Origin of the sequence: Bradyrhizobium tunisiense (genome assembly GCF_042263385.1) — a bacterium.
Lineage (GTDB): Bacteria > Pseudomonadota > Alphaproteobacteria > Rhizobiales > Xanthobacteraceae > Bradyrhizobium > Bradyrhizobium tunisiense.
Genome location: NZ_JBHLEV010000001.1, coordinates 1,158,763 through 1,182,592 on the forward strand (window position 1 = coordinate 1,158,763; position 23,830 = coordinate 1,182,592).

At 64.8% G+C, this 23,830-nt stretch carries 22 protein-coding genes; 21 read left to right on the forward strand and 1 reads right to left on the reverse strand.

Features of this window, described 5'->3' with window-relative positions; genetic code table 11:
• Positions 1-37 precede the first annotated feature (37 nt).
• The 12 genes from tsaB (at position 38) to trmB (ending at position 10,936) form a co-directional block, all read left to right on the forward strand.
• Entirely contained in the window at positions 38-733 is a 696-nt protein-coding gene (gene tsaB, locus ACFDR6_RS05390) for a tRNA (adenosine(37)-N6)-threonylcarbamoyltransferase complex dimerization subunit type 1 TsaB (RefSeq protein WP_375857684.1), read from the forward strand.
• On the forward strand, positions 730-1,215 hold the full coding sequence (gene rimI, locus ACFDR6_RS05395; RefSeq protein WP_317241654.1) for a ribosomal protein S18-alanine N-acetyltransferase: 486 nt from the start codon (positions 730-732) through the stop codon (positions 1,213-1,215). Before tsaB ends, rimI begins: the two co-directional genes overlap by 4 nt.
• A 38-nt stretch (positions 1,216-1,253) precedes the next feature.
• The gene (locus ACFDR6_RS05400) at positions 1,254-1,709 is read left to right on the forward strand and encodes a Fur family transcriptional regulator (protein WP_008540193.1); all 456 of its coding nucleotides are present in this window, start codon (positions 1,254-1,256) and stop codon (positions 1,707-1,709) included.
• Positions 1,710-1,713: 4 nt separating this feature from the next.
• Positions 1,714-2,394, forward strand: a complete 681-nt coding sequence (locus tag ACFDR6_RS05405) for an HAD family hydrolase (RefSeq protein ID WP_375857685.1) — start codon at positions 1,714-1,716, stop codon at positions 2,392-2,394.
• Positions 2,395-2,585: 191 nt separating this feature from the next.
• Positions 2,586-3,980: a tRNA (N6-isopentenyl adenosine(37)-C2)-methylthiotransferase MiaB gene (miaB, locus tag ACFDR6_RS05410; RefSeq protein ID WP_212083440.1), complete on the forward strand. Its 1,395-nt coding sequence runs from the start codon at positions 2,586-2,588 to the stop codon at positions 3,978-3,980.
• A gap of 64 nt (positions 3,981-4,044) precedes the next feature.
• Positions 4,045-5,040, forward strand: a complete 996-nt coding sequence (locus ACFDR6_RS05415; RefSeq protein WP_212083438.1) for a PhoH family protein — start codon at positions 4,045-4,047, stop codon at positions 5,038-5,040.
• Between the two features lie 61 nt (positions 5,041-5,101).
• Positions 5,102-5,611, forward strand: a complete 510-nt coding sequence (gene ybeY / locus ACFDR6_RS05420; protein WP_212083436.1) for an rRNA maturation RNase YbeY — start codon at positions 5,102-5,104, stop codon at positions 5,609-5,611.
• A gap of 1 nt (position 5,612) precedes the next feature.
• On the forward strand, positions 5,613-6,731 hold the full coding sequence (locus ACFDR6_RS05425; protein WP_249153196.1) for a hemolysin family protein: 1,119 nt from the start codon (positions 5,613-5,615) through the stop codon (positions 6,729-6,731).
• Complete coding sequence (gene lnt, locus ACFDR6_RS05430; protein WP_212083428.1) at positions 6,728-8,341, forward strand: apolipoprotein N-acyltransferase; 1,614 nt, start codon at positions 6,728-6,730, stop codon at positions 8,339-8,341. Before ACFDR6_RS05425 ends, lnt begins: the two co-directional genes overlap by 4 nt.
• 220 nt (positions 8,342-8,561) lie before the next feature.
• Entirely contained in the window at positions 8,562-8,975 is a 414-nt protein-coding gene (locus ACFDR6_RS05435) for a helix-turn-helix domain-containing protein (protein ID WP_028139513.1), read from the forward strand.
• Positions 8,976-9,059: 84 nt separating this feature from the next.
• Positions 9,060-10,229, forward strand: a complete 1,170-nt coding sequence (locus ACFDR6_RS05440) for a M20 family metallopeptidase (protein WP_375857686.1) — start codon at positions 9,060-9,062, stop codon at positions 10,227-10,229.
• Positions 10,226-10,936 carry a tRNA (guanosine(46)-N7)-methyltransferase TrmB gene (gene trmB / locus ACFDR6_RS05445; RefSeq protein WP_317241659.1) on the forward strand — a complete coding sequence of 237 codons (711 nt, stop codon included), beginning with the start codon at positions 10,226-10,228 and terminating at the stop codon, positions 10,934-10,936. Before ACFDR6_RS05440 ends, trmB begins: the two co-directional genes overlap by 4 nt.
• A 74-nt stretch (positions 10,937-11,010) precedes the next feature.
• Here trmB and ACFDR6_RS05450 read toward each other — a convergent pair whose 3' ends face one another.
• Positions 11,011-12,093: a DUF2336 domain-containing protein gene (locus tag ACFDR6_RS05450; protein ID WP_212083422.1), complete on the reverse strand. Its 1,083-nt coding sequence runs from the start codon at positions 12,091-12,093 to the stop codon at positions 11,011-11,013.
• Between the two features lie 360 nt (positions 12,094-12,453).
• On the opposite strand from ACFDR6_RS05450, the gene rimP reads away from it, so the two are divergent.
• From rimP to ACFDR6_RS05495, 9 genes are all read left to right on the forward strand, one after another.
• On the forward strand, positions 12,454-13,209 hold the full coding sequence (gene rimP / locus ACFDR6_RS05455) for a ribosome maturation factor RimP (protein WP_212083420.1): 756 nt from the start codon (positions 12,454-12,456) through the stop codon (positions 13,207-13,209).
• A gap of 2 nt (positions 13,210-13,211) precedes the next feature.
• Entirely contained in the window at positions 13,212-14,822 is a 1,611-nt protein-coding gene (gene nusA, locus ACFDR6_RS05460) for a transcription termination factor NusA (protein ID WP_018319418.1), read from the forward strand.
• Between the two features lie 23 nt (positions 14,823-14,845).
• Positions 14,846-15,529, forward strand: a complete 684-nt coding sequence (locus ACFDR6_RS05465) for an RNA-binding protein (protein WP_317241662.1) — start codon at positions 14,846-14,848, stop codon at positions 15,527-15,529.
• Between the two features lie 70 nt (positions 15,530-15,599).
• Complete coding sequence (gene infB / locus ACFDR6_RS05470) at positions 15,600-18,305, forward strand: translation initiation factor IF-2 (protein WP_317241663.1); 2,706 nt, start codon at positions 15,600-15,602, stop codon at positions 18,303-18,305.
• 156 nt (positions 18,306-18,461) lie between these two features.
• Complete coding sequence (gene rbfA / locus ACFDR6_RS05475; RefSeq protein WP_212083414.1) at positions 18,462-18,896, forward strand: 30S ribosome-binding factor RbfA; 435 nt, start codon at positions 18,462-18,464, stop codon at positions 18,894-18,896.
• Positions 18,893-20,029: a tRNA pseudouridine(55) synthase TruB gene (truB, locus tag ACFDR6_RS05480; protein ID WP_212083412.1), complete on the forward strand. Its 1,137-nt coding sequence runs from the start codon at positions 18,893-18,895 to the stop codon at positions 20,027-20,029. Before rbfA ends, truB begins: the two co-directional genes overlap by 4 nt.
• Before the next feature lie 2 nt (positions 20,030-20,031).
• Positions 20,032-20,301 (forward strand): 30S ribosomal protein S15, encoded by a 270-nt coding sequence (gene rpsO, locus ACFDR6_RS05485; RefSeq protein WP_008131787.1) that lies wholly within the window; start codon positions 20,032-20,034, stop codon positions 20,299-20,301.
• A gap of 379 nt (positions 20,302-20,680) precedes the next feature.
• On the forward strand, positions 20,681-22,837 hold the full coding sequence (gene pnp / locus ACFDR6_RS05490; RefSeq protein ID WP_212083410.1) for a polyribonucleotide nucleotidyltransferase: 2,157 nt from the start codon (positions 20,681-20,683) through the stop codon (positions 22,835-22,837).
• Between the two features lie 208 nt (positions 22,838-23,045).
• Positions 23,046-23,777 carry a superoxide dismutase gene (locus ACFDR6_RS05495; RefSeq protein WP_375857687.1) on the forward strand — a complete coding sequence of 244 codons (732 nt, stop codon included), beginning with the start codon at positions 23,046-23,048 and terminating at the stop codon, positions 23,775-23,777.
• Positions 23,778-23,830: the final 53 nt, after the last annotated feature.

The window sequence follows — 23,830 nt, forward strand, 5'->3', positions numbered from 1 at the left end:
TTGGCCATCATCCAGTTGCCAATGCTATGATCAGGCCATGCTGATCCTCGCCATCGATACTGCGCTCGACGCCTGCTCCGTCGCCGTGCTGGACACCGAAGCCGGCGAGCTCCTCGCGCAGGAGCAGCTTCTCATGAAGCGCGGCCACGCCGAGGCCCTGATGCCGATGATCGCGCGCGTCATGCAATCGGCCAGTCTCGCCTTCGCCTCGCTCGACCGCATCGCGGTCACCGTCGGTCCCGGCAGCTTCACCGGCCTGCGCGTCGGCATTTCGGCGGCGCGCGGCCTTGCGCTCGCAGCCGAGCGGCCCGCGATCGGCCTCACCACCTTGTCGGCCTATGCCGCCGCCATCGTTGGCCAGAGCAAATCAGCGCCCGTGATCTCGGCGATCGACGCGCGGCACGATCACGTCTATTTCCAGATCGTCGCCGGCGATGGCAGCCAGCTGGTGCGACCGAAGGTCGCCAGTATCGACGAGGCGATCGCGGCCTCGCAATTCGGTGCGCCGCATTTGGTCGGCAATGCCGCAGGGATCCTCGCCGAGCGCTGGCCGAAGGATATTCCGCAGCCGGTCGCGGTCGATGCGCAGGCCGCGCCCGACATCAGCTGGGTCGCATGGCTCGGCGCAGCCGCCAATCCCGATACAACGCCGGCACGCCCGTTCTATTTGAAGGCACCCGACGCCAAGCCGCCGGCGCAGCCGCCATTTGCAGCACAAGCCGCGACCTCATGATGAGGTGGCTGTCGCAATGGTGGCGCGGCGGCACGGCCGCCGTCGAGCCCGCATCCGCGCGCGATGCCGCGCGGCTGGCGCAGCTTCACGGCGCCTCTTTCGCGCGCGGCTGGGGCGAAGGCGAGTTCGAGGGCATGCTCAGCGAGCGCAACACGTTGGTGCATCGGTTGCGTCTCGGCCGCAAGACGATCGGCTTTGCGGTGTCGCGGATCGGCGCGGACGAGGCGGAAATCCTCTCGATCGCGGTGGATGAGGCCCATCGTGGCCGCGGCCTCTCCCGCGCGCTGCTGATGACCCATCTCGGCCATCTCGCGGGGCGCGGCGTGCGCACAATATTTCTCGAAGTCGAGGAAAACAACCAGCCGGCGCGGCGACTCTACGACAGGTGCGGATTCATGGTGGTCGGGCGCCGCGAACGCTACTATAAGCAGCCGGACGGGGAACAATTGAACGCCCTTCTGATGCGACGTGACTTGTCGTAATATCGATGGCAGAACGCGCCCCGTCAGGCAGACAACACATGACTGGACTTAAAGCTTCCGCCGCATCCAAGGCCTCCGGTATCGAGGCGCGCTGTGCCGCCACCGGCATGCGCATGACCGAGCAACGCCGCGTCATCGCGCGCGTGCTCGCGGAGGCCGTCGATCATCCCGATGTCGAGGAATTGTACCGGCGCTGCGTCGCCGTCGACGACAAGATCTCGATCTCGACCGTGTATCGGACTGTAAAACTGTTCGAGGATGCCGGCATCATCGAGCGTCATGATTTCCGCGAAGGCCGCGCGCGCTACGAGACGATGCGCGACAGCCATCACGACCACCTCATCAATCTGCGCGACGGCAAGGTGATCGAGTTCACCTCCGAGGAGATCGAGAAGCTGCAGGCGGAGATCGCCCGCAAGCTCGGCTACAAGCTGGTCGACCACCGGCTCGAGCTCTATTGCGTCCCGCTCGACGACGACAAGCCGACGTCCTGATTTAGTGCCCATCGATCTCATCATCTTCGATTGCGACGGTGTGCTCGTGGACAGCGAGGTGATCTCCTGTCGCGCCCATGCGGACGTGCTGACGCGGCACGGTTATCCGATCACATCCGAGCAGGTGCTGGTCCGTTTCCTCGGCGTATCCGAGAAGGACGCACGACTGATGGTCGAACAGGAGATCGGCCGCAGCCTCCCGGGTGACCTGGAGCAGCAGATCAGTGCGGCCACGCTGCAATTCTACGCCAGCGATCTCCACCCGATCACCCATGTGGCGGCCGCGATCGCCGCGATTAATTTGCCCAAATGCGTCGCGTCGAGCGGCACACCGGAGAAGATCCTTCACGGCCTGACTTGTGCCGGGCTGTACGACCTGCTCGCTCCCAACATCTTTTCCGCAAGCCAGGTCGCTCGCGGCAAGCCTGCGCCCGATCTGTTTCTGTTTGCAGCCGCACAGATGAAAGTCGCGCCCGAGCGATGTCTCGTGATCGAGGACAGCGTCCCCGGAGTGACCGGCGCGCATGCGGCCGGGATGTCCGTGCTGGGCTTTCATGGTGGCAGCCACTGCCCGACCGGCCATGCCGAGAGGCTTCGTGCCGCCGGTGCCGGACTAACGTTCGACGATATGCGGCAATTGCCGGAGCTGGTTCGGCGGGTCGCGGCGGAGGCCTTGGCGGGCTGATCTTCGCTTTCTCACCGTCATTCTGGGCACGCGCGAGGCGCGTGAACCCGGAATCCGGACATTTTGGCGCGAGATTCGGGGTTCACGCTGCACGCGCCCCGGAATGACGGCGCAAATGGCCTCGATTTGCTGGATTTTCCACCCTCCAGCCTATATCTGAGGGCCGTCCTCCACCTCCATTTTCGGGTTCCATGACGCCGCCGCGCAAGCTGCACATCAAATCATATGGCTGCCAGATGAACGTCTACGATGCCCAGCGCATGGTGGACACGCTGGCTCCGGAAGGATTCGTGGAGACGGCCAGCGCCGAGGAGGCCGACCTCGTCATCCTCAATACATGCCATATCCGCGAGAAGGCCTCGGAAAAAGTCTATTCCGAGCTCGGCCGCCTGCGCGTCGCCAAGGACGAGGCCGCACGCGGGGGCCGCACCATGCAGATCGCGGTCGCGGGCTGCGTGGCGCAGGCAGAGGGCGAGGAAATCGTGCGCCGCGCGCCTGTCGTGGACGTCGTGGTCGGACCGCAGAGCTACCATCATCTGCCCGAACTGTTGAAGCGCGCCGGCAACGAAGGCCGGGCGATCGAGACCGAGTTTCCGGCCGAGGACAAGTTCGGCTTCCTGGCCCAGCCAAAACCCGCAGCGATCCGCGCGCGCGGCATTTCCGCCTTCGTGACCGTGCAGGAAGGCTGCGACAAGTTCTGCACTTTCTGCGTGGTGCCCTATACGCGCGGCGCGGAAGTCTCGCGCCCCGTGGCGAGGATCATCGACGACGTGAGGCGGCTTGCCGACAACGGCGTGCGCGAGCTCACGCTGATCGGGCAGAACGTCAACGCCTATCATGGCGAGGGGCCGGACGGGAAAGCCTGGCCGCTCGGCAGACTGCTCGAGCATCTGGCGACGATTCCCGGCATTGCGCGGCTGCGCTATTCGACCAGCCATCCGCGCGACGTCGATGACAGTCTGATTGCTGCCCATCGCGATCTCGGTGCCCTGATGCCGTTCGTGCACCTGCCGGTGCAGTCGGGCTCGGACCGCATTCTGGCGGCCATGAACCGGAAACATACCGCCGATGATTACCGGCGGGTCATCGACCGTTTCCGCACCGCGCGCCAAGACATTGCTTTTTCATCAGATTTCATCGTCGGCTTCCCCGGGGAGAGCGAGCAAGATTTTCTCGCCACCCTCGCGCTTGTCACGCAAATCGGCTACGCTGCGGCTTATTCGTTCAAATACTCCGCCCGGCCGGGAACGCCGGCCGCGGATATGCAGGAGACGGTGTCCCCCGCCGAGATGGACCAGCGATTGGAGCGGCTCCAGGAACTGATCGACAGCCAGCAATCGGCCTTCAACAAGGCTGCGATTGGCTCAACGGTCGACGTGCTGTTCGAACGTCCGGCGCGCAAGGACGGCCAGATCGTCGGCCGTACCGCATTCCTGCAGCCCGCCCACGTGATGGCCTCGCCCGACATCATCGGACACATCCTGCCTGTGCGGATCGACAGCCTCGAGCGCTACAGCTTCCTCGGCGAGCTCGCCACACCGCGCCCCGCGCGTGAGCCCGCTTTATCGCAAGCCATTGGAGCCTGAACCCTTGCCAAAAAGCGCATCGGATTCGTCTTCTATCGCTCCCAGCCGCAAATTTGACCGCGACATGCAAGTTCCGCCCGAGACCCAGGTCGTCATCGACTTCGACGACAACCGTGCCGCATCCGCGCTGGTCGGCCCCTACGGCCAGCATCTGGCGCAGATCGAACGGCGGCTCGGTGTCGTCGTCGATTCCAAAGGCAACCACATCACGATCGGCGGCACGCGCGACGGCTGCGACGCCGCACGCCGCGTGCTGGAGGTGCTCTACGCCCAGGCCGTGAAGGGACAGGACCTCGACCAGGGCGAGGTCGAAGGCGCGATCCGCGCCGTCATCGCCCAGGGCTCGCTGTTCGAGTTCGACGCCAAATCGGCCAAATCGGCCTTCGACAGCATCAATCTGCGCAAGCGCCCGGTGCGCGCGCGCACGGCCGCTCAAGACTCCTACATCCGCGCGCTGAAGCGTCACGAGCTGGTGTTCGGCATCGGCCCCGCCGGCACCGGCAAGACCTGGCTTGCGGTCGCGCATGCCGCGCAACTGTTCGAGCGCAAGGAGGTCGACAAGATCATCCTGTCGCGTCCGGCGGTGGAAGCCGGCGAGAGGCTCGGCTTCCTGCCCGGCGATCTCCGCGAGAAGGTCGATCCATATCTTCGTCCCATCTACGACGCGCTCTATGACCTCATGGATGCACGCATCGTCGAGCGTGCGCTGCAGACCGGCGAGATCGAGATCGCGCCGCTCGCCTTCATGCGCGGCCGCACCCTCACCAACGCCGCCATCATCCTGGACGAGGCGCAGAACACCACGTCGATGCAGATGAAGATGTTCCTGACGCGCCTCGGCGAGAACAGCCGCATGATCGTGACAGGCGACCCCTCGCAGATCGACTTGCCGAACGGCCAGACCTCGGGCCTGGCCGAAGCGACCCGCCTCCTGGGCGGCGTCGAGGGAATTGCCCAGGTTCATTTCAAAGCCGAGGACGTGATCCGCCACGAGCTCGTGGCGCGGATCGTCGCCGCTTACGAAGGTTCGCCGCAGCGGCCGGTCGCCGGCCAATCCTGACGAGGCAACAGCGGGACCCCTGGGGGCGCGGACAATGCGCCCTTTCGTCCCAGACAGCACAATGTCCCATCCCAACCTTCCCATGACCGAAGTCCTCGTCGTCGCCGATTGCTGGCAGCGAGAGCCCGATTCCGAAGCCGTGATCCAGCGCGCCGTTGCGGCCGCCGCCGAGAGTGTCGACGAAGACGTTGCCGACGCGGAAGTGGCCGTGATGCTGACCGATGATGCCGGCATCCGCACCCTCAACAGCAACTGGCGCGGCATCGACAAGCCGACCAACGTGCTGTCGTTTCCCGCGCTCCAGCCGGAGGGCGAGTGGAAGCCGGGTGATGCGCCGCGCATGCTCGGCGATATCGCGATCGCCTACGAGACCATGCGGCGCGAGGCCGACGAGGAACAAAAGCCGTTCGACCACCATTTGAGCCACCTCGCCGTACACGGCTTCCTGCATCTGATCGGCTACGATCACGAGAACGAGGACGACGCCGAGGAGATGGAAGCGCTGGAGACGCAGATCCTGGCTCACCTTGGAATTCCCGATCCCTATGCAGACCGCGCAGGGACGCACTGAGATGCCGGATTCCGACCCTATTCAGGACAACCCACGCAACACGGCCAATCTGCCCGCCGTCGTGACCCAGGGCGAGGTGATGCGCCCGACCGCGGAAGGATGGCTGCTGCGCGCCATCCGGACGCTGTTCGGCTGGAAGGCCGGATCGGTGCGCGAAGACCTCCAGGTCGTGCTCAACGCAACGACGCCCGACGACACCGGCTTTTCCGCGGTCGAGCGCACCATGCTGCGCAACATCCTGGGCCTGCACGAGCGCCGCATCGCCGACGTCATGGTGCATCGCGCCGACATCGTCGCGGTGAAGCGCGACATCCCGCTCGGCGAGTTGATGGACCGCTTCGAGAGCGCCGGCCATTCGCGCCTAGTCGTTTATAATGAGACGCTGGACGATCCCGTCGGCATCGTCCACATCCGCGACCTGCTCGCTTTCATGACCGCGCGGGCGCGCGTGTCCGAGGCCACCAAGACCAAGCGCAAGAAACCGCTGCCCGCCGGGCTCGATCTGAAGGCCGTGGACCTTGCGCTGCCGCTCGAGGACGCGCGCATCATCCGCAAGCTGCTCTACGTGCCGCCGTCGATGCGGGCGATCGACCTGCTCGCGCAGATGCAGGCCACGCGCATCCACCTCGCCCTGGTGGTCGACGAATATGGCGGCAGCGACGGCCTGGTCTCGCTCGAGGACATCGTCGAGCAGATCGTCGGCGAGATCGACGACGAGCACGACAGCGACGAGCCGCCCTCGATCGTGCGCCTGCCCGACAACGCCTTCATCGCCGATGCTCGCGCCAGCCTCGACGACGTCCGCTCGGTGATCGGCGAGGATTTCGTCACCGGTGAAGCCGGCGAGGAGGTGGAGACGCTGGGCGGCTATCTCGTCAGCTTCGTCGGGCGTCTGCCAGTGCGCGGCGAGGTGATCTCGGGCCCCGGCAATTACGAGGTCGAGGTGCTCGATGCCGATCCGCGCCGCGTCAAGCGGCTGCGCATCTCGACGCGCAAAGAACGTCCCGCCCCGCGCACCCAGCGCGAGAGCCGGCGTCGCGAAGCCGCGACGGACAGCGGTCAATCGCCCGCCAGCGACACGCCCAGCCCGCCGCCAAGCGACGGGACGGGCCAACAGTGAGTCCGTTCCAGCGACTTCGGCAGATTGCGCTTGCCATCATCCTCGCCTGGGGATGGAAGCGCGCCGTCATCGCGATGGCGGCTGGAGCATTGTCGGTGCTGGCACTGGCGCCGTTCAACCTCTTCCCGGTGCTGTTCATCACCTTCCCGGTGCTGGTCTGGCTGATCGACGGCACTGGCGCGGGACGCTATGGCGGCGTCCCGGCCGCGGCACTGACCGGCTACTGGTTCGGCCTCGGCTATTTCGTGCCCGGCCTCTACTGGATCGGCTACGCCTTTTTCGTCGATGCCGATGTGTTCGCCTGGCTGACGCCGTTCGCCGTGCTCGGCCTGCCGGCCTATCTGTCCGTCTTCACGGCCATTGGCTTTGCGCTGGCACGCCTGCTCTGGACCAAGGACGCCACGCGGGTGCTTGCGCTCGCAGCAAGCCTCACGTTGAGCGAATGGTTGCGCGGCCATGCCCTGACCGGCTTTCCCTGGAACGCGTTCGGCTATGCGCTCTCCGAGCCGTTGCCGCTGGCGCAGGCGGCGTCGCTGATCGGACTGTGGGGCATGACGTTCCTGACGGTTGCGATCTTCGCGAGCCCCGCGACCCTGATTGACCGCACGCCCGATCGCCGCCTGCCATGGCGCGTGCCGGCGGCGGCAATCGCACTCTTGATCGTCATGAGCATCTTCGGCGCGATCCGCCTGTCGCTGCATCCGACCACGATGGTATCGGGCGCCAAGCTGCGCCTGATGCAGCCGAATCTCCAGCAGAACGCCAAGTTCAACTACGCCGCCAAGGCGGAGGTGATGAAGAAATACCTGGCGTTGTCGGACCGCGCCTCGGGTCCGCAATCGACCGGCGTGCGCGATGCCACCATCCTGATCTGGCCGGAATCCGCCTTTCCGTTCTTCCTGACTCGCGAAGCCGACGCGATGGCTCAGATTGCAGACCTTCTGCCCAAGGGCACGGTACTGATCACGGGGTCAGTCCGCGCGCCCGACCTGCCCCGGAGCACGCCGATCACGCGTGCCTATAATTCGATCTACGTGATCGATCACGACGGCAGCGTGCTCGCAGTGTACGACAAGTTGCATTTGGTGCCGTTCGGCGAATTTCTTCCCTTCCAGGCACTGATGGAGAAGCTCGGTTTCGAGCAACTGACGCGTGTGCGCGGCGGCTTCATTCCCGGCACGGTACGACACGCGCTGCCGGTACCCGGTGCACCGCCCGCGCTGCCGCTGATCTGTTACGAAGCCATCTTTCCCGGCGAAGTGGCTGGACGCAACGAGCGTCCGGGCTGGATCGTGAACCTCACCAATGATGGTTGGTTCGGCATCTCGACCGGTCCCTATCAGCATCTGGAGCAGTCGCGGATGCGCGCGATCGAACTCGGATTGCCGCTGGTTCGCTCCGCCAATACCGGTATCTCCGCCGTGATCGATCCGGTGGGCCGCAACGTCGCCAGCCTCGGCCTCGGCATCGAAGGCATTTTGGATGCAAACCTGCCGGCCGCGATCCCGCCGACCGTCTACGCACGGGTGGGTGACGCGCCCGCAGCCATGCTCGTCGCGCTTGCGGTGATCCTGGCGGTCCGCCGACGCGTTACCAAGCTGCAGAGCTGATCGCACCGTCGCAGCGGAGGTAGCCGGAAACTTTTGACAACCGCAGTCCACGGTTGACAGACTGCACACGGGCTCCCCATTCTGCACCGACTGCAAAAGACAGTGGGCATTGCTAAATTTCTCCGCAATGTTTCCCAATAAGAGGGTTTGATTTGACGTTGCTTGCACCTGACGCACTCCGGTTGATTGCGCTGAAGGTGGTGTTTGGAGGACTGGGGAAATGTCGAAAGCGCCCAACCCTGTTGACAAATATGTCGGCAGTCGCGTGCGTATGCGCCGCATCATGTTGGGCATGAGTCAGGAAAAGCTCGGTGAAGCTTTGGGCCTGACTTTCCAGCAGATACAGAAGTACGAGAAGGGCACCAACCGGGTCGGCGCAAGCCGCATCCAGCAGATCGCCGAGATTCTGCAGGTCCCCGTGTCCTTCCTGTTCGAAGGCGGTCCGAGCGGCGTGCCGGGTCCGGACGGCTTCGCCGAAGGCGCCTCGCCCTCCTACGTGTCGGACTTTCTCGCGACCTCCGAAGGACTTGCCTTGACCAAGGCGTTCACGCGAATCACCGACTCGAAGATGCGCCGCTCGATCGTCGATCTCGTCGAGCAGATCGCGGCTCGCGAAGGGCCCGACAAGCGCTGATACGACCTCGATAGCGATTTGAGACCGCGTCAAATCTGGCCTATGTCGTCATTCAAGGCCGCGCTTTGACGTGCGTCCGCTTCGATGATGCGATTCAAAGGCACAGATGCGTCCATGGCCAACCCGAATTGGTTCGATTCCCAAACTATTCTCGATGGCATCCGCCGCTGGGTGGAGGTCGAGACGCCGACGGAAGCGCCTGAACAGGTCAACAAGCTGATCTCTGTGGTCGCGGACCAATACCGCGATCTGCCCGTCACGCTCGAGCGCGTCGCCGGCGTCGATGGCTGCGGCGATCATCTCATCGCGCGGTCGAACTGGGGCCATGACAGGCCGGGCATCCTGGTGCTGAGCCACCTCGATACCGTTCATCCCCTCGGATTCATCGAGCGCCTGCCGTTCAAGGTCGAAGGCGACGTCGCGTTCGGTCCCGGCATCTACGACATGAAGGGCGGTGCCTACATCGCCCTTCACGCCTTTCAGGCGCTCTGCCAGGCGCTCTGCGCGGGCGGCGATCGTTCGCCCCTCGGCATCACGCATTTGTTCACCTCCGACGAGGAGATCGGCAGCCCCACCTCGCGCGCACTCATCGAGCAGGAAGGACGCAGGGCCAAATACGTGCTGGTGACGGAGCCGGCACGTGACGGCGGCAAGATTGTCACCGGACGCAAGGGCGTCGGCCGCTTTCGCGTGTTCGTCAAGGGCGTACCGGCGCATGCCGGCACCCGGCCCGAAGACGGCCGCAGCGCCGTCCGCGAGCTCGCCAACGTCATCCTGGCGCTGGAAGGGATGAACGACCTGGAACGCGGCGTCACCGTCAATGTCGGAGTGGTGCGCGGCGGCACGCGCCCCAACGTCACGCCGGAAGAGGCCTATGCCGAGGTCGATTTGCGCGTGCTGAGCCTCAAGGATGCGGACGAGTTCGTCGGCAAGATCCTCGCGCTCACGTCGAAGACCGACGGCGTCACCGTCAAGGTCACGGGCGAGCTCAACCGACCGCCTTACGAGAAGAGCAACGCAGGCGCTTCGCTGTACGAGCATGCGAAGACGCTCGCCAGCGAGATCGGCTTCGAGCTGATCGACACCCACACCGGCGGCGGCTCGGACGGCAATTTCACCGCCGCCCACACCGCAACGCTCGACGGGCTCGGCGTCGACGGCAAGGGCGCGCACACCCATTATGATCAGCTCTATATCTCGTCGCTCGCACCGCGCGCGCGGCTGCTCCATCGCCTGTATCAGACGCTGCGATGAGCGAGCGCAAATCAGACCCCGATCGCGAGGACCGCGAACGCGCCTTCTTCGGGCGCCGCAAGGGCCACAAGCTCAGGCAGCACCAGGCCGAGCTGGTCGATCATCTGCTGCCGCATCTTGCCCTCGACATCGAGGGTGAAACGCCGGCGGATGCCCGCGAGATCTTTGGCCTCGCGGCCGAAGACGTGCGGCTCGAGATCGGCTTCGGCGGCGGCGAGCATCTGGCGGCCGAGGCACAGAACTTCGCCACGACAGGCTTCATCGGCTGCGAGCCTTACGTCAACGGCATGGCAAAGATCCTCGCGCAGATCGAGGCCGCCAACGTCGGCAACATCCGCCTGTTCGCGGGCGATGCTGCCGAACTGCTGGCCTGGCTGCCGAAGGCATCACTATCCCGGATCGACCTGATCCATCCCGATCCCTGGCCGAAGCGGCGGCACTGGAAACGCCGCTTCGTCCAGGACAGGACGATCGCCGCGATGGCGCGCGTGCTGAAGCCGAACGGCGAATTCCGCTTCGTCTGCGACATCGACGATTACTGCGCGTGGACGCTGTCGCATCTTGCGCGTTCGCAGGATTTCGTCTGGCTTGCCGAACGTGCCGACGACTTCAGGAAACCATGGGCCGGATACACCATGACCCGCTACGGCCGGAAGGCAGCGCGCGAAGGACGCAAGGCGGCGTATCTGCGGTTCAGGCGGGTGTAGATCTTGTGCACGCCCTCCGCGATCGTCATGTCCGGGCTTGTCCCGGTTATGACGACGTAAGACATGGACCTGGATTAAATCGTCTGCCGGTTGCGCCAGAAGTTCACGACGCGCTCGGCGGTCGTCGGCATCAGGCGTGTGAAGTTGACGCGCGCGCCCTCGATGTCGGCATCGGCCGGCGTGCGGTGCGGACCGTACCAGAGCAGGATGAGCGCGCGCACCGTAGGCCAGCCCAGATTCAGCACCCGACCGATGATGAGGATCGGATCGTAGCGGTCGCCTGAAATCAGGCGGTCGAGAACCGAAAGGCGGACGCCGGACATCGCCGAGAGCGACGCGATCGATTCCTCGTATTTGTTCGCCTTGGCGAAGCCGAGCAGCGCGCTCTCGCCGAGATGGCCCTCGCGATGCAAGGTGAGTACCGTGCGCTGTGCCCCGGAGAAATCGCGCCGCGGACCCGGCGGCAGCGCGGCTTCCTCGATCGCCGCCATCGCGCGCTTGATCTCGAGCTGGCGCGCGGGGTTGACCACGCTGGAGAGGCGCCGGCGGATGACGTCGAGCGTCCCGTCGAGAAGCTCTTTCAGGTGCTCGCCCGAAAGATCGTTGCGCTGACCGATCCTGAGCGTCAAGACGCCGTCCTGTGCCGCGCGCTTGATCATCTCGGAATAGCTGCCCGGCGAGAACACTGCGCCGGCATTGCCGGCGGCGCGGCGCACCACGTCGCGATCGCCGCGCTCGACCAGCACGTCGGTGATCTCGGCCGACAATGCGGGCCGCTCGGTCATCGCCAGCAGATGGCCCTGGCCCTTCAGCCGCGCGATCTCGACCAGGGCTGCGTCATCGAGAACGGGCGAGCGGCGCAGCACGGGGGCCGCCACCATGATCTCGTTTTCGCGCGCGAGTTGATTGACCAGATGCGGCGGCGCGTTGTTCAGGTGCGAGAAGCGCTCGGCCAGGTCGATGCGCGAGGCGAGCTCGGCATGTGGGACGAGATCGATCAGGAGATTGTCGAAGAGATCGATGAGCTCGGGACGAAGATTGGCGGAATCCTGGAAGAACAATTCGGAGATGGCGCGCGCGATCTCGCCGCGTCGCCGCGGATCGCCGCGTTTGACGATGTCGTCCAGTCCGGGAATGAGCGACGTGGCAACGGTCATGAAAGCGCAACTCGATCAGGGCACGCCGCGGGTGCGCCCTGGTCCAAGCCGCCCCACAATCAGGGAATTTAGCCTTCCGAGGTGAAAGAAGCGTTAGGCCCGGGGAGGCCGCGAATCGGGCGCAAAAAGCCTCGTTTGGCCCGCGATGGGCCTTGTCCGGGGGGATCAAAAGCGCTATATCAACGCCAATTCATCTTCTCATACGATCCGCGTAGTGAGAGTGGGCCCGAAAGGACCCGCTCTTTTTTGTTACCTGAATGCGGCTTGGCGGAAGATGCGGCCCGACGCGTGTCGGGAGAGTTCCGAAGCGGGCTTTGAAATCTTAGTTAAGCCTTAACCATCGAGCGCCTGACCCTGGACATGACCGAACCGAACCCTGGTTCCACGGACGCCGAATTGCTGGCCGAGCCGAGACTCGTTGTCGAGCCGGGCGTGGCGGCACGGGTGTCCGCGGTCGCAGCACCGGTGCTCGAGGGCATGGGCTACCGCCTGGTGCGGATCCGCATTTCCGGAGAGGCCGGCTGCACCGTGCAGATCATGGCCGAGCGACCGGACGGCTCGATGCAGCTCGAGGATTGCGAGGCGATTTCGCGGGCGCTCTCGCCCGTGCTCGACGTCGCCGACCCGATCGATCGTGCCTATCGCCTGGAAATCTCCTCGCCGGGGATCGACCGGCCGCTGGTCCGCCGTTCCGACTTCGAGCGCTATTCCGGGCATCTGGTGAAGATCGAGATGGCGGTGGCCCATGAGGGGCGCAAGCGGTTCCGCGGCAGGATCGGTCCCGTCGAAGGCGATCGCGTGCATCTGCATCGCGACGACGTCAAGCCGGGCGACGAAGCCAACGTTCTCCTGACCATGGAAGATATCGGCGAGGCACGCCTAGTGCTGACCGACGAGTTGATCGCCGAATCCATGCGCCGCGGCAAAGCCGAGGAGCGCAAGATGCGCAGGGATCTCGGACTGGAGCCGCCGGCTGCACCGCACGCGGAGATCAGTGCGAAGATCACCAAGAACACCAAGCCGAAGAAGAAGCCGGCACCGACCAACACCAAGAAACATCGTCTTGCCGCCGACCGCGCGCGGCGCGGCGAGATCGATCCTGACCAAGGAGACTAGCCATGGCAGTCAGCGCCAATCGACTTGAATTGCTCCAGATCGCCGATGCCGTTGCGCGCGAGAAATCGATCGACCGCGGCATCGTGATCGCGGCGATGGAGGATGCCATCGCCAAGGCGGCGCGTGCACGTTACGGCAGTGAGACTGACGTTCACGCCGAGATTGACCCGAAGAAGGGCGAGCTGCGGCTGTCCCGGCACATGCTGGTGGTAGAGAAGGTCGAGAACCATTCAAACCAGATCTCGCTGGTGGACGCGCAGCGCGCCAATCCCGGCGCCCAGGTCGGCGACACCATCGCCGACACGCTGCCGCCGCTGGAATATGGCCGTATCGCCGCGCAGTCGGCCAAGCAGGTCATCGTGCAGAAGGTCCGCGAGGCCGAGCGCGACCGGCAATATCAGGAATTCAAGGACCGCATCGGCGACATCGTCAACGGCGTCGTCAAGCGCGTCGAATATGGCAGCGTGATCGTCGACCTCGGCCGTGGCGAAGCCATCATCCGCCGCGACGAGATGCTGCCGCGCGAGGTGTTCCGCAACGGCGACCGTGTCCGCGCCTACATCTTCGACGTCCGCCGCGAGACCCGCGGTCCGCAGATCTTCCTCTCCCGCACCCATCCGCAGTTCATGGCGAAGCTGTTCGCGCAGGAAGTGCCGGAGATCTATGACGGCATCGTCGAGATCAAGGCGGTCGCTCGCGATCCCGGCTCGCGCGCCAAAATCGGCGTGATTTCGCGCGATTCCTCGGTCGATCCGGTCGGCGCGTGCGTCGGCATGCGCGGCTCGCGCGTGCAGGCCGTGGTGAACGAATTGCAGGGCGAGAAGATCGACATCATTCCCTGGTCGCCCGACATCGCGACCTTCGTGGTCAACGCGCTGGCGCCGGCCGAAGTGTCCAAGGTCGTCATCGACGAAGACCGCGAGCGCATCGAGGTCGTCGTTCCCGATACCAACAACCAGCTCTCGCTGGCGATCGGCCGCCGCGGCCAGAACGTGCGTCTGGCCTCGCAGCTCACCGGCTGGGACATCGACATCCTGACCGAGCAGGAGGAATCGGAGCGCCGCCAGGCCGACTTCGAGAACTCCACCCGCGTCTTCATGGAATCGCTCAACGTCGACGAAGTGGTCGGCCAGTTGCTGGCGTCGGAAGGCTTCACCTCGGTCGAGGAACTCGCCATGGTGGACCTCAAGGAACTCGCCGGCATCGAGGGTTTTGACGAGGAGACCGCGCAGGAACTCCAGAGCCGCGCTCGCGAATATCTCGAGCAGCAGGAAGCGGAGATCGAGGCCAGGCGCAAGGAGCTCGGTGTCGAGGACGCCGTCAAGGACGTGCCCGGCGTCACCTCCAAGATGCTGGTGAAGTTCGGGGAGAACGACATCAAGACGGTCGACGACCTCGCGGGCTGCGCCACCGACGATCTGGTCGGCTGGACCGAGCGCAAGGAAGGCGGCGAGCAGACCAAGTTCCCGGGCGCCCTCGACGGTATCGATATCTCCCGTGACGATGCCGAGGCGATGATCATGCAGGCCCGCGTCAAGGCCGGCTGGATCACCGAGGCCGATCTCGCCAAGCCCGCAGAAGAGGCTGAAGCGACCGAAGATCAGCCGGCTTAAGGGCGAAGGAGGATGTCGCCCGGATGCTCACCGATACTGACCTCGAACTCGACCATGGACCGCGGACCGAAAGGTCCGCGACCATGCGGATGTGCGCGGTCAGTCGGCAAGTCCGGCCGATCGACGAGCTGATCCGCTTCGTCATTTCGCCACAAGGCGACGTGGTTCCGGATCTCAAGCGCAAGCTGCCCGGACGCGGCATGTGGCTCACAGCCTCCCGCGGGGTGGTTGCGGAAGCCGTGCGGCGTCACCAATTTAGCAAGGCCTTCAAGCGCGAGCTGCGCATCCCTCAGACGCTTCCCGCCGACATCGAAGCGCTCCTGGTTCGGAGCGTGACGGAAGCCCTTGGGATCGCTGCCAAGGCCGGCCAGGTCGTGGCCGGCTTCGGCAAGGTCGAAAGCGCCCTCGGGGAAGGCACGGTCGAGGTCCTGATCCACGCCAGCGACGGGGCCGCGGACGGAATCCGCAAATTGGACATGCTGGCGCGTCAAAATGCCGGAAATCGCGGCGCCAAGCCGCAGATTCCCGTCATCACCGCACTGAAATCGATAGAATTGGATTTGGCACTGACCCGGTCAAATGTGATACATGCTGCCGTGCTCGCGGGCCCGGCGAGCAAGTCATTCCTGTCACGTAGCCAGATGCTGGTCCGATACCGGATGGCGGACGATGACAAGACTGCCGAAAAGCACGGCCAGGATTTCTGAGAGACAACGACGACCCAATTGGACGGTGCGGCAACGCACAACACTGATAAATCAGGATTAGGACTGCTGAATGGTTGATACCAAGACCCCTGACGACAAGAAGCTGAGCGTTCCGAGCAAGACGCTATCGCTCAAGCCGCGCGTCGAAACGGGCACTGTGCGCCAGAGCTTCAGCCATGGCCGCAGCAAGCAAGTCGTGGTCGAGAAGCGCGGCAAGCGCCGCATCGACGGCAGCCCCGAGCCGCAGGCTCCCACGGTTGTTGCGAAGCCGGCACCAGCCGCGCCTGCGCCCGCCCCCGCGCGCCCGGCTCCGCCGCGCAACGCCGGCTCCGGCGTCGTGCTGCGCACCCTGACCGAGGACGAACGTTCCGCCCGCGCCAGCGCCTTGGCCGATGCCAAGGTGCGCGAAGTCGAAGAGCGTCGCCAGGCCGAGGAAGAGGCCCAGCGCCGCGCTGTCCGCGAGGCTGCCGAACGCGCCGACCGCGAGGCCGCTGAATCCCGCCGCAAGGCCGAGGAAGAGCGCCACCGTCACGAGGACGAGGCCAAGCGCAAGGCCGAGACCGAGGCCAAGAAGCGCTTTGGCGAAGGCGAGCAGCCGCCATCGGCGCCGCGCCCCGCGGCGGCAGCCCCGGCCGCTTCCACGCCGCGCCCCGGCGCGCCCGCAGCGCGCCCCGGTGCCTCCACGACGGCACGCCCGGGAAGCACGACCGCCCGGCCCGGGACGACCACGGCGCGGCCGGCAGGCGGCCCGTTGGGTCGCGCTCCTGCGGTCGCGGCCGGACCGGATGAGGACGATGGTCCTCGCCAGATCCGTCGCGGTCCCGGCGGTGCCGCGCGTCCGGTGGTCGCCCCCAAGCCCACCCACAAGCCTGGCCCGCAGAAGGAGCGCGGCCGCCTGACGGTCGTTACCGCGCTGAATGCCGACGAGGTCCGCGAGCGCTCAATCGCCTCGTTCCGCCGCCGCACCCAGCGCCTGAAGGGCCACGCAGCGAACGAGCCGAAGGAAAAGCTCATCCGCGAGGTGGTCATTCCGGAAGCGATCACCATCCAGGAGCTCGCCAACCGCATGGCCGAGCGCGCGGTCGATGTCATCCGCATGCTGATGAAGCAGGGCGCGATGCACAAGATCACCGACGTGATCGATGCCGACACCGCGCAGCTGATCGCCGAAGAGCTGGGGCACACCGTCAAGCGCGTTGCCGCGTCCGACGTTGAAGAAGGCCTGTTCGACGCCATCGACGATTCCACCGACACCGAGACGCGTTCGCCGGTGGTGACCGTGATGGGTCACGTCGACCACGGCAAGACCTCGCTGCTCGACGCGCTCCGCCATGCCAACGTCGTCTCCGGCGAAGCCGGCGGCATCACCCAGCATATCGGTGCCTATCAGGTGCTGTCGCCCGAGAGCGGCAAGAAGATCACCTTCATCGACACGCCCGGTCACGCCGCGTTCACCGCGATGCGCGCCCGCGGCGCCAAGGTCACCGACATCGTCGTGCTGGTGGTTGCGGCCGATGACGGCGTCATGCCGCAGACCATCGAAGCCATCAACCACGCCAAGGCGGCGCGGGTGCCGATCATCGTTGCCATCAACAAGATCGACAAGCCCGACGCCAAGCCCGAGCGCGTGCGCACCGAGCTGCTCCAGCACGAGGTTCAGGTCGAATCGTTCGGCGGCGAAGTCGTCGACGTCGAGGTGTCCGCCAAGAACAAGACCAATCTCGACAAGCTGCTCGAGATGATCGCGCTCCAGGCCGACATCCTCGACCTCAAGACCAATTCGGAACGCCCGGCCGAAGGCACCGTGATCGAAGCCAAGCTCGACCGCGGCCGTGGTCCGGTCGCGACCGTGCTGGTCCAGCGCGGCACGCTCCGGGTCGGCGACATCATCGTCGCCGGCGCCGAGATGGGCCGCGTCCGCGCACTGATCTCGGATCAGGGCGAGACCGTGCAGGAAGCAGGTCCCTCGGTTCCGGTCGAGGTGCTCGGCTTCAACGGTCCGCCGGAAGCCGGCGATCGTCTCGCGGTGGTGGAGAACGAAGCCCGCGCCCGCCAGGTCACCAGCTATCGTGCGCACCAGAAGCGCGAGAACGCGGCTGCCTCGATCTCCGGCATGCGCGGCTCGCTCGAGCAGATGATGTCGCAATTGAAGACCGCGGGCCGCAAGGAATTCCCGCTGATCATCAAGGCCGACGTGCAGGGTTCGCTGGAAGCGATCCTCGGCTCGCTGGAGAAGCTCGGCACGGACGAAGTCGCAGCCCGCATCCTGCATGCCGGTGTCGGCGGCATCTCGGAATCCGACGTGACGCTGGCCGAAGGCTTCAACGCCGCGATCATCGGCTTCTCGGTTCGCGCCAACAAGGAGGCCGCTGCGGCCGCCAAGCGCAACGGCATCGAGATCCGCTACTACAACATCATCTACGATCTCGTGGATGACGTGAAGAAGGCGATGAGCGGCCTGCTCGCGCCGACCTTGCGCGAAACCATGCTCGGCAATGCGGCCATCCTGGAGATCTTCAACATCTCCAAGGTCGGCAAGGTCGCCGGCTGCCGCGTCACCGACGGCACCGTGGAACGCGGCGCCAATGTGCGCCTGATCCGCGACAACGTCGTCGTGCACGAGGGCAAGCTGTCGACGCTGAAGCGCTTCAAGGACGAAGTGAAGGAAGTCCAGTCCGGTCAGGAATGCGGCATGGCCTTCGAGAACTACCACGACATGCGCGCCGGTGACGTGATCGAGTGTTACCGCGTGGAGACGATCCAGCGCTCCCTGTAAGTCCAAATCTTACCGAAGCGGTCAGGATCTTTTTGAGCTGAAATTGCGGGAGTGCGATGGCCGGATTTTTTCCGGCCATCCACCCCTTTTCGTTTCAACAGGACAAATGACAATGCCCGTGTCCCAAACGCGGGCATGACGAGGTGATTTTCGAGAATGCCACGCCATCATCAGAAGAAGAGTTCCGCGCCGGGCGGAGGCTCGCAACGTCAGTTGCGCGTCGGCGAGCAGGTTCGCCACGCGATGGCCGAGATTCTGGCGCAAGGCAATGTGCATGATGCGGACCTCGAAGGTCACATCATCACCGTGCCGGAGGTACGGATGTCGCCCGACCTGAAGCTCGCAACCGTCTATGTGATGCCGCTCGGTGGCCGCGACACCGGGATCGTCATCGCTGCGCTCGAACGCAACAAGAAGTTCTTGCGCGGCGAGGTCGCGCGTCGCGTTAACCTGAAATTTGCACCTGACCTTCGCTTCCGCGTCGACGAGCGATTCGACGAAGCGGAACGGATCGAGAAGCTTTTGAGAACACCTGCGGTGCAGAAGGATCTCGAACAGGATCCGGACACGGATCGGGAAGAAGAACGATGACGATGGACCCGGCTCACGACACGGTCAGCGGCGAACAGGCCGATCAGCGCGACGTGCAGAAGAAAAATTTTGCGGACGATAATTTTGCGAGCCCGGGCGGCGATTCGCAGCCGCATCAGGAGCCGCGCCGCGTCAACAACGATCCGCGTGCCAATACCAGGCAGAAGGGCAGCCAGATCCGCCGCGACCGGCGCGACGTCCACGGCTGGGTCGTGCTCGACAAGCCGATCGGCATGACTTCGACACAGGCGGTTGCGGTGCTGAAGCGCCTGTTCAACGCCAAGCGCGCCGGGCACGCCGGCACCCTCGATCCGCTCGCCTCGGGCGGGCTGCCGATCGCGCTGGGGGAAGCCACCAAGACCGTTCCCTTCGTCATGGACGGCCGCAAGCGCTACCAGTTCACGGTGTGCTGGGGCGAGGAGCGCGACACCGACGATATCGAGGGCCGGGTGACCGCGACCTCGGACCAGCGTCCGACCCGGGAGGCCATCCTGGCCCTCCTGCCCCGCTTCACCGGGGTGATCGAGCAGATTCCCCCGCGTTATTCCGCGATCAAGGTTCAGGGCGAGCGCGCCTACGACCTCGCCCGCGATGGCGAGGTCGTGGAGCTGGCGCCCCGTCCGGTCGAGATTCACCATTTAGCCCTTGTGGATCAACCGGATAACGACCGGGCCGTGTTCGAGGCCGAATGCGGCAAGGGCACCTATGTCCGGGCGCTGGCCCGCGATATGGGCCGGATTCTCGGCACTTTCGGCCATATCTGCGCCCTCAGGCGGACCTTGGTCGGCCCATTTGGCGAAAACGACATGATTCCGCTGGATCAGCTGGAGGCTTTGTGCGATAGAGCCGCGTCCGGCGAGGGTAGCCTCGCGGACGCGCTTATGCCCGTTGAGACCGCGCTGGACGACATCCCGGCACTGGCCGTCACTCGGGCTGATGCGGCAAGGCTCCATCGGGGCCAGGCCGTTTTGTTGCGCGGACGGGATGCGCCCACTTGTAGCGGCACAGTCTATGTCACGGTGGCAGGCCGGCTTCTCGCGCTTGCTGAAGTCGGCAATGGCGAAATCATCCCCAAGCGTGTGTTCAACCTGACCGGCTTGACTGCCTCAACTGGTCGCAACGAGAGAAATTGACGATGTCGATTGCCGCAGAACGCAAAGCGGAAGTCATCAAGACGAATGCCAACAAGGCCGGCGACACCGGCTCGCCGGAGGTTCAGGTCGCGATCCTGTCGGAACGCATCAACAACCTGACCAACCATTTCAAGACCCACGTGAAGGACAACCATTCGCGTCGCGGCCTCTTGAAGCTGGTCTCGACCCGCCGCTCGCTGCTCGACTACCTCAAGAAGCGGGACGAAGCGCGGTACAAGGCGCTGCTCGAGAAGCACAACATTCGTCGCTAACAGTTCTTACGCGCGCCAACGGCGCGCGTTTTCGCACGCGGCTTCGAACGAAAGCGTCTATTTTAAGCTTTTTGATCGAGGCTGCGCGCACGTCGGATGCGAGCCGTTGAAGGCTGGCATCCGGGGCACGATCGGCGGAGACCGCGGTTCGGTGTTCGCATTCGTGCCGACTGAAAGTCCAGCAGCAATCCGGCGGCTGGGCACAACGGGCAAGGCGCCCGTATGACCCGAAAGGATGGACGCCATCCGAAATCCAAAAACCATGGCAGGATCGCAGGACGCTGATCACCCGCTTCGATCAGCGCCCCGCAATCTTGCGCATGGTTTTTGTTTTTCGAGAGCCGTCCCTTCTTTCGAGAACCCATGAAAGAAGACATCTATGTTCAATAAGCATTCAGTCGAGATCGACTGGGGCGGACGCCCTCTCAAGCTGGAAACCGGCAAGATCGCCCGCCAGGCCGACGGCGCCGTCGTCGCCACCTATGGCGAGACCGTGGTGCTTGCCACCGTCGTCGCGGCGAAGGCCCCGCGTGAAGGCGTCGACTTCCTGCCGCTGACCGTCGACTACCAGGAAAAGACCTACGCTGCGGGCCGCATTCCCGGCGGCTATTTCAAGCGCGAGGGCCGTCCGACCGAGAAGGAGACGCTGGTCTCCCGCCTGATCGACCGTCCGATCCGTCCGCTGTTCGTCGACGGCTGGCGCAACGAGACCCAGGTGATCGTCACCGTTCTCTCGCACGACATGGAAAACGACCCCGACATCGTCGCGCTGGTGGCATCGTCGGCGGCGCTGACCCTGTCGGGCGCACCGTTCAAGGGCCCGATCGGCGCGGCTCGCGTCGGCTTCGCCAATGACGAGTTCATTCTCAACCCGACGCTCGACGAGATGGTCGACACCCAGCTCGACCTCGTCGTCGCCGGCACGGCCGACGCCGTCCTGATGGTGGAATCGGAAGCCAAGGAACTGAACGAAGACATCATGCTCGGCGCCGTGATGTTCGGTCACCGCCACTTCCAGCCGGTGATCAACGCGATCATCGAGCTCGCCGAGAAGGCCGCCAAGGAGCCGCGCGAAGTCACCACCATCGACAATTCGGCGCTCGAGAAGGAAATGCTCGGCATCGTCGAGCAGGAACTGCGCGCCGCCTACGCCATTCCGGTCAAGCAGGATCGCTACGCCGCGGTCGGCAAGGTCAAGGAAAAGGTGATCGCCCACTACTTCCCCGAAGGGCAGGAGCCGAAATACGACAAGCTGCGCATCTCCGGCGTGTTCAAGGAGCTCGAGGCGAAGATCGTTCGCTGGAACATCCTGGACACCGGCAAGCGCATCGACGGCCGCGATTCCAAGACCGTGCGCAACATCATCGCCGAAGTCGGCGTGCTGCCCCGCGCGCACGGCTCGGCGCTGTTCACCCGCGGCGAGACCCAGGCGCTGGTCGTGACCACGCTCGGCACCGGCGAGGATGAGCAGTACATCGACGCGCTGTCGGGGACGTACAAAGAGACGTTCCTGCTGCACTACAACTTCCCTCCCTACTCGGTCGGTGAGACCGGTCGCCTCGGCGGCACCAAGCGCCGCGAGATCGGCCACGGCAAGCTGGCCTGGCGCGCGATCCACCCGGTGCTGCCGCCGCATCACGAATTCCCCTACACCACGCGCGTGGTGTCGGAGATCACCGAATCGAACGGCTCGTCCTCGATGGCTTCGGTCTGCGGCGCTTCGCTGGCGCTGATGGATGCCGGCGTGCCGCTGAAGCGGCCGACCGCGGGCATCGCGATGGGCCTGATCCTGGAAGACAAGCGCTTCGCGGTTCTCTCGGACATTCTCGGTGACGAGGACCATCTCGGCGACATGGACTTCAAGGTCGCCGGTACCGAGCAAGGCATCACCTCGCTCCAGATGGACATCAAGATCGAGGGCATCACCGAAGAGATCATGAAGGTGGCGCTCGCCCAGGCCAAGGATGGTCGTATCCACATCCTCGGCGAGATGGCCAAGGCGCTGACCAACGCCCGCGCAGAGCTCGGCGAATACGCGCCGCGCATCGAGACCTTCAAGATCGCCACCGACAAGATCCGCGAAGTGATCGGCACCGGCGGCAAGGTGATCCGCGAGATCGTCGAGAAGACCGGCGCCAAGGTCAACATCGAGGACGACGGCACCGTGAAGGTCGCCTCCTCTGATGGCGAGGCGATGAAGGCCGCGATCAAGTGGATCAAGTCGATCGCCTCCGATCCGGAAGTCGGCCAGATCTATGACGGCACCGTCGTCAAGGTGATGGAGTTCGGCGCCTTCGTGAACTTCTTCGGTTCCAAGGACGGCCTCGTCCACATCAGCCAGCTCGCTTCGTCGCGCGTGCAGAAGACCTCCGACGTCGTCAAGGAAGGCGACAAGGTCAAGGTCAAGCTGCTCGGCTTCGACGACCGCGGCAAGACCCGCCTGTCGATGAAGGTCGTCGACCAGACCACCGGCGAGGACCTCGAAGGCAAGGGCGGCGAGAGCGAGAAGGCTCCGCGCGAAGCCGCCGGCGAGTAAGTCTCGCGACAATACGGAAATACGAAGGGCGGCCGCAGGGCCGCCCTTTTTCGTGGGCCGCCTGCGGCCGGCATCATCGGAATGGCAATGCGCGATTCCGCCGCAGCGTCACAATGACTGGGATCGAACCGGCGACGGCTGCTGCTGCGTACCTGTCCGGACCGCCGCGTGCTCTATCGGCGGATTTGCCCCCAGACAGGAGAACCAGATGTCATCCCTATCCCGGCGCCGACTCATGCTCGCTGCAACCGGCCTCGCCGCCACCGTTGCCGCCCCGCGCCTCGCGTTCGCGCAGGCCGCCGCGGCGGCCACCGGGCCGTTCAAGCTCGATCCGCTGGCTTATCCGGCAAACGCGCTGGAACCGCACATTGATGCCAGGACGATGGAAATCCATCACGATCGTCATCACCAGGCGTTCATCACCAACCTCAACAATTTCGCAAAGGACAATCCGCAGATCGCGGAAAAGCCGATCGGCGACGTGCTGGGCAACCTCGGCGCCGTGCCGGAAGCGATCCGCACCGGCGTCCGCAACAGCATGGGCGGCCACGCCAACCACACCATGTTCTGGCAGATCATGGGACCGAACGGCGGGAGGCCGGAAGGCGCCGTGCTTGCTGCGATCGAGAGCGACCTCGGCGGCATGGAGAAATTCCAGACCGATTTTAACGCAGCCGGCGGACGCGTGTTCGGCTCAGGCTGGGTGTTCGTGACGGTCAGCAAGGATGGCAAGCTCGCGATCGAGACCCGCCCCAACCAGGACAATCCAATGATGGACGGCAAACGCGCGCTGCTCGGCAACGATGTCTGGGAGCACGCCTATTACCTGAACTACCAGAACCGTCGCGCCGATTATCTCAAGGCATGGTGGAACACGGTGAACTGGAAAGTCGTCGGCGAACGCTACGCAGCGGCGAAGGCGGGCACACTCGGGGTGTGAAGACAATCCAGAACCACGAAAAAGGGGCGGCCTCTCGGCCGCCCCTTTGCCTG

Excerpts from the sequence above, each read along its gene's own strand:
- rbfA (WP_212083414.1), top strand. The coding sequence starts at position 18,462 with ATGCCACGCCATCATCAGAAGAAGAGTTCCGCGCCGGGCGGAGGCTCG.
- truB (WP_212083412.1), top strand. The coding sequence starts at position 18,893 with ATGACGATGGACCCGGCTCACGACACGGTCAGCGGCGAACAGGCCGAT.
- tsaB (WP_375857684.1), top strand. The coding sequence starts at position 38 with ATGCTGATCCTCGCCATCGATACTGCGCTCGACGCCTGCTCCGTCGCC.
- ACFDR6_RS05415 (WP_212083438.1), top strand. The coding sequence starts at position 4,045 with ATGCAAGTTCCGCCCGAGACCCAGGTCGTCATCGACTTCGACGACAAC.
- ACFDR6_RS05440 (WP_375857686.1), top strand. The coding sequence starts at position 9,060 with ATGATGCGATTCAAAGGCACAGATGCGTCCATGGCCAACCCGAATTGG.
- trmB (WP_317241659.1), top strand. The coding sequence starts at position 10,226 with ATGAGCGAGCGCAAATCAGACCCCGATCGCGAGGACCGCGAACGCGCC.
- ACFDR6_RS05425 (WP_249153196.1), top strand. The coding sequence starts at position 5,613 with ATGCCGGATTCCGACCCTATTCAGGACAACCCACGCAACACGGCCAAT.
- rimI (WP_317241654.1), top strand. The coding sequence starts at position 730 with ATGATGAGGTGGCTGTCGCAATGGTGGCGCGGCGGCACGGCCGCCGTC.
- pnp (WP_212083410.1), top strand. The coding sequence starts at position 20,681 with ATGTTCAATAAGCATTCAGTCGAGATCGACTGGGGCGGACGCCCTCTC.
- ACFDR6_RS05495 (WP_375857687.1), top strand. The coding sequence starts at position 23,046 with ATGTCATCCCTATCCCGGCGCCGACTCATGCTCGCTGCAACCGGCCTC.
- miaB (WP_212083440.1), top strand. The coding sequence starts at position 2,586 with ATGACGCCGCCGCGCAAGCTGCACATCAAATCATATGGCTGCCAGATG.
- ACFDR6_RS05435 (WP_028139513.1), top strand. The coding sequence starts at position 8,562 with ATGTCGAAAGCGCCCAACCCTGTTGACAAATATGTCGGCAGTCGCGTG.
- rimP (WP_212083420.1), top strand. The coding sequence starts at position 12,454 with ATGACCGAACCGAACCCTGGTTCCACGGACGCCGAATTGCTGGCCGAG.
- ACFDR6_RS05465 (WP_317241662.1), top strand. The coding sequence starts at position 14,846 with ATGCTCACCGATACTGACCTCGAACTCGACCATGGACCGCGGACCGAA.
- ybeY (WP_212083436.1), top strand. The coding sequence starts at position 5,102 with ATGTCCCATCCCAACCTTCCCATGACCGAAGTCCTCGTCGTCGCCGAT.
- ACFDR6_RS05400 (WP_008540193.1), top strand. The coding sequence starts at position 1,254 with ATGACTGGACTTAAAGCTTCCGCCGCATCCAAGGCCTCCGGTATCGAG.
- nusA (WP_018319418.1), top strand. The coding sequence starts at position 13,212 with ATGGCAGTCAGCGCCAATCGACTTGAATTGCTCCAGATCGCCGATGCC.
- rpsO (WP_008131787.1), top strand. The coding sequence starts at position 20,032 with ATGTCGATTGCCGCAGAACGCAAAGCGGAAGTCATCAAGACGAATGCC.
- infB (WP_317241663.1), top strand. The coding sequence starts at position 15,600 with ATGGTTGATACCAAGACCCCTGACGACAAGAAGCTGAGCGTTCCGAGC.
- ACFDR6_RS05450 (WP_212083422.1), bottom strand. The coding sequence starts at position 12,093 with ATGACCGTTGCCACGTCGCTCATTCCCGGACTGGACGACATCGTCAAA.